Origin of the sequence: Nostoc sp. MS1 (genome assembly GCF_019976755.1) — a bacterium.
Classification (GTDB): domain Bacteria; phylum Cyanobacteriota; class Cyanobacteriia; order Cyanobacteriales; family Nostocaceae; genus Trichormus.
Window position 1 is genome coordinate 1,494,774 of the sequence record NZ_AP023441.1, and the last position, 14,836, is coordinate 1,509,609.

A 14,836-nucleotide genomic window follows, 5' to 3' on the forward strand; every position below is an offset into this window, starting at 1 on the left:
TAATCACATTGTGAATTAAATATCTACAGGATGCTGCCCATAATAAGGTAAAGCCTCAGACCAATTGGGACGCTTTCCTTGTTGCCATTCTAAATAAGCAAGTTGCAAAACATTTGTCACCGTCGCCGCTAACCCAGATTTAGCTTCCACTAACTGATATTCACTCTGCCAGTTAGCTAGAGTTTCTTGCCATGCTTGGGGTGTAAATACAGCATCAGGCAACAAAGTTATTAATTCAGCACCATCAGCCGAAAGCTGGTAAATACCGCCAAATATCTGTCCTCTTTGGGCTGGCATTTCTACAGCAATAGCTTTTGTGTTTTGAGATTTACTTATTTCCTGCCAAGCCACAGCCGCCATTGTCGAAATCCCAAACACAGGAATATTTAACTGCTGTCCTAAAGTCCGGGCAATAACAACACCGATACGAGTCCCCGTGTAACCTCCAGGCCCTTTGGCAACTGCAATAAAAGCCAAGTCTGACCATGTTTGAGGGGCGACAAACTCCAGCAAATATTGATGTATGTAAGAAGATAAATCACGCCCTAAATTCCAAACTTGAGAACGAGTTTCACCAGCAAAATTACTTATTGATAAACCCAATTCTGGAGTAGTCGTGTGCAGCGATAAAGCGTATATTTGCGTTTTTCTTGCCAATTGCGTAGTCAAAGTTAATTAATTTTTATACAGGTTACACAATTTATTTATTCAACCACACAATAGCAAATTTGGCACTATCCAACCAATAATAAGACCAGATAATTACTTACGATATGCTTGCTTTGGTCGGTAATAGATAATTGTTCTCTCCCATCACCTATTACCTATTACCAATCCCCACTATATGATAAGTGTTTAAGCGGACATAATATCATACATTTCTCTGTGACTCTGTGACTTTGTGGTTAAGTAATCACTTCAAGATAATTGAATTTTAGTTACATAATTTTATTTTCAATTAAATACTTGGTTAAATCCCCAAATCTATGTAGACAATTGATAAGACTGCCAAAGTCAAACAGAGCTAAAATTATAACAATTGCTCAACAAAAAGCTTTATTTTATACCAGTGAGAGAAAAATGGGTATTACCATCTTCGGTTACACTCCTACTGAACTTCTTTATGAGGGGGTAAATACCTGTATCTATCGTGCTAACAAACAACTAGAGCAGATTTCAGTAATTATAAAAACGCTAAAAACCGATTATCCGAATATAGAAGAGATTGCTCAACTAATACATCAATATAAAATATTGCAAAATTTAGAAATAGAAGGAGTCATTAAACCGCTTGCATTGGAAAGCTATCAAAATGGATTAGCTGTAATTTTTGCTGATTTTGAAGGAGAGAGTTTAATAAAAATTATTAAAACTCAAAAATTAGATATCAAAAAAAGTTTGAGGATCGCTATTGAAATTTGCACGACACTAGAACAACTACATAAAAATCATATTATTCATACAGGGATTAATTCCCAAAATATTTTAGTAGATTTAAGTACGTATAAAGCCAAATTTATAGAGTTTAACCTTGCAAGTTATTTGGTAAAAGACAACTTTCATGTTGATAACCGGAATTTTTGGGAAGGTAATATCCCCTACATATCTCCAGAACAAACAGGGAGAATGAATCGAGCTATTGACTATCGTAGTGATTTTTATTCCTTGGGTGTGACATTTTATGAAATGTTTACAGGACAACTACCATTCATAACTACTGAGCCTTTAGAGTTAATTCATTGTCATATTGCTAAAACTTCATTATCACCCAAAGAAGTCAATTTAGAAATTTCTCAAGCCGTTTCTGATATTGTGATGAAGCTTTTAGCTAAAACACCTGAAGATAGGTATCAGAATGCTTTAGGAATTAAGGCAGATTTAGAAAAGTGTTTAGCAGAAATAGAATTGACCAATACTATACCTAATTTCTGTATTGGTGAAATGGATTTATGTAGTCAACTATTAATACCACAAAAATTATATGGTCGTGAGGCAGAAGTTAAAGCACTCAAGAATACCTTTGAACGGGTTAGCCTTGGGTCTGTAGAATTAACTTTAGTTAGTGGTTACTCAGGTATTGGCAAATCTTCTTTAGTGCATGAACTTCACAAATCTATAACTGCTAGGCATGGTTATTTTATTGCTGGTAAATTTGACCAATTTAAACGGAATATTCCTTGTACAACTTTTATTGAAGCTTTTCAAGAGTTAATTCAAAAATTATTAACAGAATCTACCGAAAATATAGCAAATTGGCGAGAGAAGATATTGACAGCAATCGGTGTAAATGGTCAAATTATTATTGATGTAATCCCCGAATTAGCACAAATTATTGGTAATCAACCGCCTGTTGCTCAGTTAGGCATAAATGAATCTCAAAACAGATTTCAAAGGATATTTCAACAATTTATTCATGTATTCTGTCAGCCAGAGCATCCCTTAATACTATTTCTAGATGATTTACAATGGGCAGATTTAGATTCTCTCAAGTTGATTCAAATATTATTAAATAACTCAAATAGCCAATATCTATTAGTTATAGGAGCATATCGAGATAATGAAGTGAGTGCTACTCATCCATTGATGTTGACTTTAGATGAGATGCAAAAATCTGGCGCGATCCCTAACCATATCATACTCCAACCTTTACAAATTGACCATGTTAATCAATTAATCAGTGATACTATCTACACCAGCAAAGATAATTCCCGACCCTTAGCAGATTTGTTATTTGCTAAAACTCAAGGTAATCCATTTTTCGTTACGCAATTAATTAAGTCACTTTACCAAGAAAATCTATTAACTTTTAATTTCGACCAAGCTTGCTGGCAATGGGATATTACAAAAATTCAAAATATCAACATTACTGACAATGTTGTGGATTTGATGATTAATCAAATTCAAAAGTTACCTATAACAACACAAAATGTTTTAAAGTTAGCTGCATGTATTGGTAATAAATTTAATTTAGATATTTTAAGTATTGTTAATCAGAAAAGTTTTTCAGAAACAGCAACAGAACTTTGGTTAGCTTTACAGGCTGGTTTAGTTTTTCCGCTAGATAGTTCTCATAACCTTCCTCTAGTTATTGATGAATCACATAACCAGAAATTTATTGCTTACCAATTTTTACATGACCGTGTACAACAAGCTGCATATGCACTAATTCCTAACTCGCAAAAGCAAAAGACACATTTTTTCATTGGTAAGCTACTACTAGAAAATACTCAATCTGAAGAACGCAACGAAAATATTTTTGCCTTAGTTAATCATCTAAATTATGGCGTAGATTTAATCACATCAGATTCGGAAAAGAACGAGCTAGCTGAACTAAATCTGATAGCTGGACAAAAAGCCAAAGCTGCAACAGCCTATGAGTCTGCTATGAAGTATCTCCAGGTAGGTTTGGCATTATTAACCGCTAATAGTTGGCAGCATCAGTACAATCTTACCTTGGCGTTATATGAGTCAGCCACAGAAACAGCCTATCTCAACGGCGATTTTGCACAGATGGATGAATGGGTTGATGTAGTTCTACAACAAGCAAAAACCCCTATCGACAAAATGAAAATTTATGAGGTGAAAATCCAAGCTTGTATGGCGCAAGTCAGACAACTTGAAGCTGTCAAGATAGGGTTAGAATCATTAGAACTACTGGAATTAAAGTTACCAAATTCACCTAGTGCATGGGATATTGAGCAGACTATCAACCAAACAGCAACAAACTTGGCAAAGAAAAATGTCGAAGATTTGGTTAATTTACCTTTGATGACTGAGGTGGATAAACTAGCAGCTATACGGATGTTAACTAGTTTGGGTTCTCCTACATATCAGTCTGCACCTGCATTGTTTCCATTGGTTGTGTGTGAGCAAGTAAATTTATCTATTGAATATGGTAATTCACCTTTCTCGGCTTATGGTTACGTTTGTTATGGTGTAATTTTAAACGGAATAGTTGAAGATATTGAGTTAGCCTACCAATTTGGCAAGTTGGCTTTAAGCTTAGTCGAACAGTTCAACGCCGTAGACATTAAAACTAATGTACTTTTTGTAGCTGGTTCTTGTACAGTACATGGAAAAGTCCACGTTAGCGAGACATTACCTATTCTCCAAGCTGGTTATTTAAGTGGCTTGGAAAACGGACATTTGGAATATGGTTGTTATGCGATCGCTCAACGTTGTCATCATTTATACTTCATGGGTCAGGAATTGCCAAAACTAGACCAAGAAATAGCAAAAGTTAATGAGGCCCTAGCTCAATTTAAGCAAGAAAACGCTTTAAGTTGGAATCAAATCTATCGTCAATCCATTCTCAATTTACTTCATCCTAGTGAAAATTATTGTCGTTTACTAGGTGAAGTTTATAACGAGGATGAATCTTTAGCAGGTTTACAAGCGGCTAATGCCAGAACTGTACTTTTTTATTTTTACCTCAATAAACTCATCCTTTGTTACTTGTTTGGCGAATACAATCAAGCTGGGGAAAATGCCACTCAAGGTGAACAATATTTAGATGGTGTCAAAGCGTTTCTAGTTGTACCAGTTTTTTACTTCTATGATTCATTAGCACAACTAGCAGTATATTCATCAGGATCAAACTCAAAGCCAGAACATTTGTTAAATCGGGTGAGTAAAAATCAAGAAAAAATGCGTAAATGGGCAGATAATGCCCCGATGAATTTTCAACATAAGTATGAATTGATAGCAGCAGAGAAATTCAGGATATTAGGAAATTATTGGCAAGCTATGGAAAGTTATGATATAGCTATAGCTGGTGCTAAAGAAAATGGATATATACAGGATGAAGCTTTAGCTAATGAATTAGCTGCTAGGTTTTACTTCCAGTGTGGAAAAGAAAAGATAGCCCAAACCTATATAACTGATGCTTATTACGGTTATATTCGTTGGGGGGCAAGAGCAAAAGTTAGAGACTTAGAATTAAAATATCCACAAATATTCTCGCGCATAGCCCAGAAACGAGCAACAATAGCACAAACTTCAGATAATCCGAAAACTTTTGACTTAGCTACAGTGATTAAAGCTTCACAAGCTCTTTCCGGTGAAATAGTTTTGGAAAAATTGTTAGCTAAATTAATGCAGATAGTTTTAGAAAATGCTGGTGCAGAAACCGGATTTTTGCTGTTAGAAAACGCAGGTAAATTATATATAGAAGCATCAGGCAGTTATAGACAACAGGAAATCACTATTAACCAGAAAATTTCGGTAGAATCATTGCAAAATTTACCGATGTCGATCATTAATTATGTGTACCGGACGCAAGAAAATATTCTGATCAACGATGCAACTCATGAGGGAGCCTTTACAACAGATATTTATATAATCAAGCATCAGCCAAAGTCTATTTTATGTACTCCTATAGTTAATCAAGGTAAATTAATTGGGATTCTTTATTTAGAGAATAATCTGACAAAAGGAGCTTTTACCACTGAGCGTGTAGAAATATTACAGCTTTTGTCATCCCAAGCAGCAATTTCTTTAGAAAATGCACGGTTGTATGATGATTTAGAAGAATATAACCGCACCCTAGAAGCCAAGGTGGAAGAACGAACTTTAGAGCTACAAGAAAATAACCTACAATTACAAATAGAAATTCAAGAACGCCAAAGAGCAGAAGAAATTGCTGAGGCTGCTAACCGTGCCAAAAGCGAGTTTTTAGCGAATATGAGTCATGAACTGCGGACTCCGCTTAATGGTATTTTAGGTTACACTCAGATATTCAAAAAAGATCAAACATTAACCGAGCAGCAAAAAAATGGTGTAGCGATTATCCACCAATGCGGGGAACATCTTTTAACACTAATTAATGATATTTTAGATATTTCTAAAATTGAAGCTCGAAAAATGGAGATTTACCCCCAAGAGTTTCATTTTTCCCAATTTTTAGAAGGCATCGTGCAGATGTGCCGTATCCGTGCCGAACAGAAAGGTGTAACGTTAGTCTATCGGCAACTTTCACCGTTACCGAAGATTATTCTGGCTGACGAAAAACGGTTACGCCAAGTGTTAATTAATTTACTTAGTAATGCAGTGAAATTTACTGAAAAAGGTTGCATTACTTTTAAGGTAGGCTATGTATTGACGGCAGAAAATATTCCGAAAATTAGATTTTCTATAGAAGATACAGGTATTGGCATTGCACCACAGCAATTAGAAGAAATATTTCTACCTTTTAAACAGGTGGGTGAAAATAGTCGGAAAACAGAAGGAACAGGCTTAGGTTTAGCAATTAGCCGTCAATTAGTAGAGATGATGGGTGGCGAAATCAAGGTTGAGAGTAAGTTAGGTCAAGGCAGCATTTTTTGGTTAGACTTAGATTTACCAGAGGTAGTATCACCTCATGAGTTTAAAAGTCCCGATGAAGCTAATATTGTCGGTTTTGTCGGTTCGCAACGCAAAATCTTGGTGGTAGATGATAAGTGGGAAAATCGCTCTGTTTTGGTAAATTTGCTGCAACCATTGGGTTTTGATGTCTTAGAAGCTACTGATGGTTTAGATGGGATGAACAAAGCTTGTCAATTCAAACCAGATTTGATTTTCATGGATTTAGTTATGAGTGTGATGGATGGCTTTGAAGCTACTCGTCGCCTGAGAATGTTACCTGAACTTAATAAAACAACAGTAATTGCTATTTCAGCTAGTGTTTTTGATGTTGAAAAACAGCAGAGCCTGGATGTTGGTTGTGATGATTTTCTACCTAAACCAATTCAAGTAAATGATCTTTTAGAAAAATTACAGTTTCATCTAGGATTGCAATGGATTTATCAAGATGGAAGAAACTATAAACAACAACCAGAAGGTGTCCATCTCAAGTACCCAACACAAAATATACAATTAATTGCTCCCTCAACAGATGACTTAGCTATCTTGCTTGATTTGGCGATGCGGGGAAACCTCAGAGGTATTACGCACGTAATTACCAAACTAGAGGAGTTAGATGAAAAGTTAGTGCCTTTTGCAAATCATTTACGTCAACTCGTAAAGGGTTTTAAAGGCAAGCAAATTGTAGAATTTTTGAAAAAATTTTAAAAAACTTTAAAAAATATGAATATGAATACATTAGATCAGGGTGTCATCTTGATTGTGGATGATAATCCGACAAATTTAGAATTGCTGTTTGATTTTTTGGCTAATGCTGGCTATACAGTGTTAGTTGCTGAGGATGGTGAGAGTGCGATCGCCAGAGCTGAATATGCACCACCAGACTTAATATTGTTAGATATTCTCATGCCAGGGATGAACGGCTTTGACACTTGCCAACATCTCAAAAACAATCCCCTCACACAAGATATTCCTGTCATCTTTATGACAGCCCTGACTGACACTGTAGATAAAGTTAAAGGCTTAAATTTAGGCGCTGTAGACTACATTACCAAACCCCTACAACATGAAGAAGTTTTAGCCCGTGTCAAACTTCATCTTAAATTATCTCATCTGACAAAAACTCTCAAAGAACAAAATCAGCTTCTAGAAGCGGAGATTTTGGAACGTCGGCGAGTAGAAGAAAAACTCCGTGAACAAGCTGCATTACTTGACATTACTACCGATGCCATTCTTGTGCGGGACTTAAACAACTGCATCCGTTTTTGGAACCACGGCGCGGAACATTTATATGGATGGCAGGCAAAGGAAATTATTGGTCAGGATGCCAATAAACTTTTATATAAACCACAAACCCTATCGCAACTGCAAGTAGTCAAGAAAAGTTTGGTGGAGTATGGTTACTGGCAAGGGGAATTACAACAAATTACCAAAGATGGTAAAGCCATTATTGTAGCTAGTCGCTGGAATTTAATGTGCGATCAGGATGGACAACCTAGATCAATTTTGACAGTCAATACCGATATTACAGCGAAAAAACAATTAGAAAGCCAATTTCTCCGCGCCCAACGACTGGAAAGTGTAGGAACTCTTGCTGGTGGTATTGCCCACGACTTGAATAATATCCTCACACCCATCCTCACAGCATCTCAACTACTACAACTCAAACTTCCCAACGTTGACGAACGCTCTCAGCAAATGTTTAAAACTATCGAATCTAATACCAAACGTGGGGCTGCTTTGGTTAAACAGGTATTACAATTTACCCGTGGTGTGGAAGGTAAACGAACGATTGTCCAAATTAGCCACTTATTTTCAGAAATTAAGCAAATTATTGAAGAAACATTTCCCAAATCAATTGAATGTGCAACCAACATTGAAACAGAACTTTGGACTGTTATTGGTGATGCCACAAACCTACATCAAGTGTTGATGAATCTTATAGTTAATGCCCGTGATGCTATGCCTAATGGGGGTAATTTGACTATTTCTGCCAAAAATTTATATATTAATGAACACTACGCACGGATGAATATTGATGCTCGTGTTGGCAATTATATAGTAATTTCCGTGAGTGATACGGGGATGGGCATAGAACCAGAAACACTTGAGCGAATCTTTGAACCATTCTTCACCACAAAAGACGTTGGTAAAGGTACAGGGTTAGGACTTTCCACGGTACAAGGCATTGTTAAAAGCCATAATGGTTTTGTGAATGTGTATAGCGAAGTTAGTAGAGGCACAGAGTTTAAAGTATTTATCCCGGCTGTAGAGGCAACGGCTACATCTTTTGCAGAAGACTTAGAACTACTCAAAGGTAACGGAGAGTTGGTTTTAGTCGTGGATGACGAAGCCAAAATTTTAGAAATGACGAGAATTTCTTTAGAGACTTATAACTATCAGGTGCTAACAGCCTCAGATGGAGTAGAGGCGATCGCACTCTACGCCCAGCATAAAGATAAAATTAGCGTAGTCCTCATGGATATGATGATGCCGTCAATGGACGGTATTAGTTCCATCCGCGCCCTACAAAAAATTAATTCTCAAGTCAAAATCATTGCTGTTAGCGGTTTAGTCACTAACCAAAAACTAGCCGCATCTGTAGTAGTGAAAAAATTTCTTGCCAAACCCTACACAACTAAAGAATTACTAGAAACTTTACACAGCGCACTTATACCTGTGGAGGTTAGTCATTAAGTAGGGGAACTTTAGATTTTATATTGGATGCTTCAATCTAAAATTTAAAATCCCAAATCCAAAATTGAAAGGGCAAGAGTTAAGAAAATTACTGTTACTGATATTTACTGCCCCAACAAGCTAAAATTCTCTTAATTTAAACAACGCCAAAACCCACAGTTAGAGCCTAGTTAAATTAGGGGAATTAGCAACATACCTTATGCACATAAGAATTATTGTCTTGGTATTCCTGTTTTTATTATCCTTAACTTCTATAGAAGTAGTAGCACAAACTAAGCATCAAAATACTCGTGACCCTTGGCTACAACCATTCACTTCTAACTCAATTTGGAATACACCAATTGGCTCAAAAGCTAAGTATGTTCCAGCGAACATAAAACCAGCCGCTTGGGTTGCACCTGATACTGAATACTTTTTTAGGTTAAAAGCTACAGATCCAAAACGACCACTTTACACTCCTGGTAGCTGGACTAAGAGATGTCAGGGAAAAAATACAGCTTATATTTCTTTACCTATACCTGATAATTTTATTATTCCAGACGCTACAGTTACACCACGTAATACTCCAAACAATGCTACTGCTTTTTTACTTCCCGATGGTAAAACGCTTGTGCAGGCTAATGCACTAGCACGATGTGTTAAAGGTGGGCCGATTTATGGTTGGAGATACTTTCCCGATGTATCTCTATATAGCGAAGGTAGAGGAGGCGCACATTTTGGCTCTGGATTATCTAGTATTGGTGGCTCTATTCGCAAAGGTGAATTGATTAATAAGAAACCAATTGCTCATGCTTTGAAGATTTTGTTGTGGAGCAAAAAATATCTTTATTACTCTCAAGATAGAAAAGGTTTTCGTTACCCAGCAGATCGCGCTGATTCTTATGCAGCTAATGAATATAAAGGTAATAATCCAGCGTTAACTCAAGGAAGCTTACTAGCTATTCCACCCCAAGTAAATCAAAAAAATCTTCGCTTAAAAACTGTTCCCGGAAAGAAGATATTTCAAGCCCTTCAAAATTATGGTGCTTATGTGGTTGATGATGCAGCTTGGGACGCTCATTATATTGGTATGGAATCTGGAGTTAGTGAAGAAGTTAAGCAAGCTTATGGCTTGAGTATCGCTACAAACAAAGGTGATTTTTTCGATGATGTCAATATATTGTTTAGTCAGCTACAAGTTGTAGATAATAATAGCCCTAGTAGTATTGGTGGTGGGAAACCAAGAAGACCTCTAGCACCACCGCTAACCCAGGATAAGAAGTAATGAATGTTGATGCTGTATCTTTTTAGGGCTGGCTGAATAAGGGCGAAAGATAGCAGAATGAAGAGTTTCAGGGTCAGGAAAGAAAAATAAGGTGAAAAGAAAAAGGGTAAGATAAGTAAAAATCCTTGTAGCAAGTTGCGTTAAAATGTATCGAAGAGCGCAAAAGCAAGAAAAAGCAGCAGAAAACTTTGAACTACCCTTTGGGGGAAAACTAGCGTCAGATAACCGATGGGTAATCATGGCGAACATGATACCTTGGTCAAAATTTGAAGCAGAGTACGCAGAAATATTTTCAGCAAGAATGGGAGCGCCAGCCAAAACATTTAGAATGGCGTTGGGAGCATTAATAATTAAAGAAAAATTAGGAATAAGTGACAGAGAGACAGTAGAACAAATTCGGGAGAACCCGTATCTGCAATACTTTATAGGAATGTCAGCATATAGTAATGAATCTGCATTTGACCCGTCAATGCTAGTTCATTTTAGAGAAAGGATAGATATAGAATTAGTCAATAAAATCAATCAAGAAATAGTCAGGAAGATGTTAGAAAATAAACAGGAGGTAGAAGTAAGAGCAAAAAAGCCAGAGGTCGAGGATTCAAAAAGTAAGCCAGCCAATAGAGGAAAATTAATATTAGATGCTAGTTGTGCGCCAGCAGACATAAGTTATCCGACAGATTTAGGATTATTAAATCAAGCCAGAAAGCAAACAGAAACAATCATAGATACATTATATAAGTCCTTATTAGTAAGAAATATCAACAAACCAAGAACCTACAGAAACAAAGCAAGAAAGGATTATTTAGCAGTAGCCAAGAAAAGAAAACCAACAGTTAAAGAAAGAAGGAAAGCTATCAGAAAGCAACTGCAATATATCAACAGAAATTTAACTCATATTCAGCAGCTAATAAATTTAGGTGCGTCACTATTAAAACTGAGCAACAGTCAATATAAGATGTTGCTAGTAGTAGCAGAAGTTTATCGTCAACAGTTATGGTTATATGAAAATCAAAAAATTAGTATACAAGACCGCATTGTCAGTTTAAACCAACCACACATTCGTCCGATTATCCGAGGTAAAGCCGGGAGAACAGTAGAGTTTGGGGCTAAGTTTTCAGCTAGTTACTATGATGGCTATGTATTTTTAGACCATATTAGTTGGGACAACTTTAACGAATCAGGAGACTTAAAATCACAAGTAGAAGCATACAAAAACTACACCGGATATTATCCTGAATCAGTTCATGTTGATAAGATTTATCGGACGAGGGAGAATCGAGCTTGGTGTCAAGAAAGGGGAATTAGAATTAGTGGCCCACCACTAGGTAGACCCCCCCAAAATGTCAGCCCTGAAAAGAAGAAACAAGCCGCTTATGACGAAAGGATTCGTAATTGTATTGAGGGCAAGTTTGGACAAGGTAAACGAAGATTTAGCCTTGGTAGAGTTATGGCTAAACTTCCTCATACTTCTTTCACCGCTATTGCCATAACTTTTTTAGTTATGAATCTTTCTACTCTGCTATTACGGCTTTTTTGTGTATTTTTTTGCCTATTTTTCAAAACTGAGTCTTTTTTTACTTCTTCTATTATCGAAACTGATATTTCATTAAACCTTAAACAACAAAAACTTATCTTTTTTCTGGACTGACTACTTAATCAATTTTTCTCTTCCTTTGAAATGACTTTTTCAGCAAGCCCTTTTTAGTTGCGTTGCGATCGCAGATAGTATTAACAGACTATAGCAACCGACGATTTTCTCGAATTTAAACTATAAATTTTATTATGTATGGTGTGTTAGGCGTAAGCAATAACCTACAACAAATTTCTTTAAAAAATGCGTATTACATTGATAATAATATATCACTCATCATATACATAAACAAAATTTTAATTTTATACCTATATCTATAGATAGATATGTTGTTATACCAAAGGAATATTTAAAAGATTATTTGGCTAATGCTATTTTATACAGATGCTTAACTATAGCCAAAATTTATAATCATAAATATAGAATAGTCGAATACTTAACAATGTATTTAAACACACCAGACTTGTTCTGATTAATTTACTAATGGAAATTATTTACTGGAATTACAGAATTGCTCATGGCATCACTGCATTTTCATACTTTGGTATTCCTATAGTAATAGCAATTTTATTTGCTAGAACTAAAGCAACTGTGCCTTCTAAATTTTGGTTAGCATTTTTCTTATCAGGCGCATTTATACTATTTTGTGGATTACATCACTTTTTAGCAATTTTTGAGCCTCATAATCCAGTTTCTTGGGTACACTTAAGCGTACTCAACATCATGGCGTTTATTTCTTTGTCTACCTTGTTGTGGTTAATACCTACTCTATATCAAATTATAGAGGTAATTAGCAAATTTCAAAAAAATGCTCTAGAACTGCAACGTAGCCAGCAGATGCAACAATTATTTTTAGATCAAGGCCCATTTGGCGCATATATCAAAGATGAACAATCTAGAGTGCTTTATTACAACCAAGAAATGCAGTCTAAATTTTTGGTAGGGCCTCTTGAATGGTTAGGAAAAACTGATCAAGAATTTTTGCCAGATCCAGAAGAGGGGCGGAAGGTGATGGAAAACGATCAAATCGTTTTGAAAGCTCTACGCCCATTGAAAATAATTGAAGAGGTAAAGATACCAAATAGTGAACAGCCATACTATTGGCTATCGTTTAAATTTCCGTTTAGCGACGACACCACAGGGGAGCGTCGCATCGGCGGAATTAGTATAGATATTACAGAATCTGTAGAAGCACAGCGACACATAGCAGATTTAAGTAAGCAACTAGAACAAAAAAACCTTACATTAGAAGCCAAAAATCAGCAAGTTACATGTCTGTTAGACATGGTTAATATGCTGTATGTTTGCGAGTATGAAGATGAAGTATATCAAGTGGTTAGTTTGACTTGTAATAAGCTTTTTCCTAGTATGAGTTTCTCTATAAATATTATTGCTAACTCCAAAAACTATGTAGAAATGAAAAGCTTTTGGGGAGCGGAAAAACAAAGTAAAGAAATATTTTCAAAATCTGATTGTTGGGCATTGCGGAGAGGGAAATTAAACTTATTATCACCTTCTAATCTAGGGTTGATATGTAACCATTTAGAACACCCTGTTAGTGGTTCACATTTATGTGTGCCATTGTTAGGACAAGCTGAAGTAGTTGGGTTTTTACACATCCATGCTCTTGAAGAAATAGGAGCAGAAGAACAAAAAATTGCTGAGATAATAGCTAGGTATTTAGCCTTTGCACTCAATAATTTGTTGATGAAACAACGTCTAACTTACGATAATTTGCGCGATAGTTTGACAGGACTATTCAATCCTAACTATCTGCAAACCATAACAGAGCAGAGGTTAGCCGAGGCGGAACGCCTGAGACATTCACTTGGTGTAGTTTTTCTTGATATTGATAACTTTAAATTTTATAACTCACGCTATGGACATTTAACTGCGAACATTGCTCTTAAAGCATTAGCAAAGCAACTTTTAAAATCTATTCGTTCCTTTGATATTGCTTGCAGATGGGGTGGAGACGAATTTGTGATTATTATGCCTAATGTAACGATGGAAACTCTCAATGAGCGAGTAGAACAACTCAGGATAGATATTTTTCAAATGCAGCTAAAAGATGGCGAGCAAATTCTTGAAAGTGTTACCGCTTCGTTTGGCATAGCTATATCTGAGCCTGGTATTACAGTTAAGGATTTGTTGGATCGAGCAAATCAAGCGATGCTTGAGGCAAAGCGAACTTTTAAGAATCATGTTGTTGTGTACAGGCAAGCAATTGATAATTCGTAGTAGCCTACGGCAAGGCTAAAAATAAAAGTTCCGAAAATATATTACAGACTCAAGCACTTAAAGGCTAGAGTAATCGGTAAACAACCGCTCCTGTAGTTTCGTGGTTGCAAACTTCCATTACCCCCTCAGCACAAAGGCTTTCAAGCAGAGAACGGACTTCCGGTACAGGCTTGCCTGTTTCAATTATCGCATCAGCAACAGAAATGCTACCACCTTTGCCTTGAGCAAGTTTTAAAATGGTTACTACATCATTTTGTGGAGTTGAGTTAAGTGGGGGAAAGACTGGCTGAGGTTGTAATAAACTAGCATCGCTAACTGTTACTTGTCCAGGTACAGAGCCGCTAACTTGCCCACCCAGGTTGACAACTATTGTCTGAGTATTTGTTTGAGTTTGATTACCTCCGCGCAATGCCAGATATTTCAAATTCTTTTCATCGACCATTGCCGGAATTAACGCCAAATCAACTAACTGTCCCAGCCCAAATAGTCCAAAGGTGAACAACCAGATCAACCCTGACAATGGCTTGCCACAATAGAAACGATGTACGCCAGCAAAACCAAGTAGACAAAAAAGCCACAGTAAATAGGCTGTTCCTTTAGAAGCCATCTTGAAATACCTGTTAGTAACCTTGTAATATTTATATCAATGTTTTTATTTTCTCTCCATATAAAGAAAAGTTTGGTAACAAAATATTATTAAACTT

At 36.3% G+C, this 14,836-nt stretch carries 7 protein-coding genes; 5 read left to right on the forward strand and 2 right to left on the reverse strand.

Annotated elements, in window-relative coordinates; translation table 11 throughout:
• Window positions 1–15: 15 nt before the first annotated feature.
• On the reverse strand, window positions 16–669 hold the full coding sequence (tsaB, locus tag NSMS1_RS06560) for a tRNA (adenosine(37)-N6)-threonylcarbamoyltransferase complex dimerization subunit type 1 TsaB (protein ID WP_224092030.1): 654 nt from the start codon (window positions 667–669) through the stop codon (window positions 16–18).
• A gap of 411 nt (window positions 670–1,080) precedes the next feature.
• On the opposite strand from tsaB, the gene NSMS1_RS06565 reads away from it, so the two are divergent.
• The 5 genes from NSMS1_RS06565 to NSMS1_RS06585 all read left to right on the forward strand — a co-directional run bounded on the left by NSMS1_RS06565 (window position 1,081) and on the right by NSMS1_RS06585 (window position 14,132).
• Window positions 1,081–7,047, forward strand: a complete 5,967-nt coding sequence (locus NSMS1_RS06565) for a hybrid sensor histidine kinase/response regulator (RefSeq protein ID WP_224092032.1) — start codon at window positions 1,081–1,083, stop codon at window positions 7,045–7,047.
• Window positions 7,048–7,062: 15 nt separating this feature from the next.
• Complete coding sequence (locus NSMS1_RS06570) at window positions 7,063–9,036, forward strand: response regulator (RefSeq protein WP_224092034.1); 1,974 nt, start codon at window positions 7,063–7,065, stop codon at window positions 9,034–9,036.
• Window positions 9,037–9,235: 199 nt separating this feature from the next.
• On the forward strand, window positions 9,236–10,300 hold the full coding sequence (locus NSMS1_RS06575; RefSeq protein WP_224092036.1) for a hypothetical protein: 1,065 nt from the start codon (window positions 9,236–9,238) through the stop codon (window positions 10,298–10,300).
• Between the two features lie 145 nt (window positions 10,301–10,445).
• The gene (locus NSMS1_RS06580) at window positions 10,446–11,948 is read left to right on the forward strand and encodes an IS5 family transposase (RefSeq protein WP_224085439.1); all 1,503 of its coding nucleotides are present in this window, start codon (window positions 10,446–10,448) and stop codon (window positions 11,946–11,948) included.
• Window positions 11,949–12,374: 426 nt separating this feature from the next.
• Window positions 12,375–14,132, forward strand: coding sequence for a diguanylate cyclase (locus NSMS1_RS06585; RefSeq protein ID WP_224092038.1), 1,758 nt, complete (start codon window positions 12,375–12,377; stop codon window positions 14,130–14,132).
• 64 nt (window positions 14,133–14,196) lie between these two features.
• On the opposite strand, the gene NSMS1_RS06590 is transcribed toward NSMS1_RS06585, so the two are convergent.
• On the reverse strand, window positions 14,197–14,739 hold the full coding sequence (locus NSMS1_RS06590) for a TM2 domain-containing protein (RefSeq protein ID WP_224092039.1): 543 nt from the start codon (window positions 14,737–14,739) through the stop codon (window positions 14,197–14,199).
• Between the last annotated feature and the right edge of the window lie 97 nt (window positions 14,740–14,836).

Coding starts and splice junctions, on each gene's coding strand:
- NSMS1_RS06565 (WP_224092032.1), top strand. CDS start 1,081: ATGGGTATTACCATCTTCGGTTACACTCCTACTGAACTTCTTTATGAG.
- NSMS1_RS06570 (WP_224092034.1), top strand. CDS start 7,063: ATGAATATGAATACATTAGATCAGGGTGTCATCTTGATTGTGGATGAT.
- NSMS1_RS06575 (WP_224092036.1), top strand. CDS start 9,236: ATGCACATAAGAATTATTGTCTTGGTATTCCTGTTTTTATTATCCTTA.
- NSMS1_RS06580 (WP_224085439.1), top strand. CDS start 10,446: ATGTATCGAAGAGCGCAAAAGCAAGAAAAAGCAGCAGAAAACTTTGAA.
- NSMS1_RS06585 (WP_224092038.1), top strand. CDS start 12,375: ATGGAAATTATTTACTGGAATTACAGAATTGCTCATGGCATCACTGCA.
- NSMS1_RS06590 (WP_224092039.1), bottom strand. CDS start 14,739: ATGGCTTCTAAAGGAACAGCCTATTTACTGTGGCTTTTTTGTCTACTT.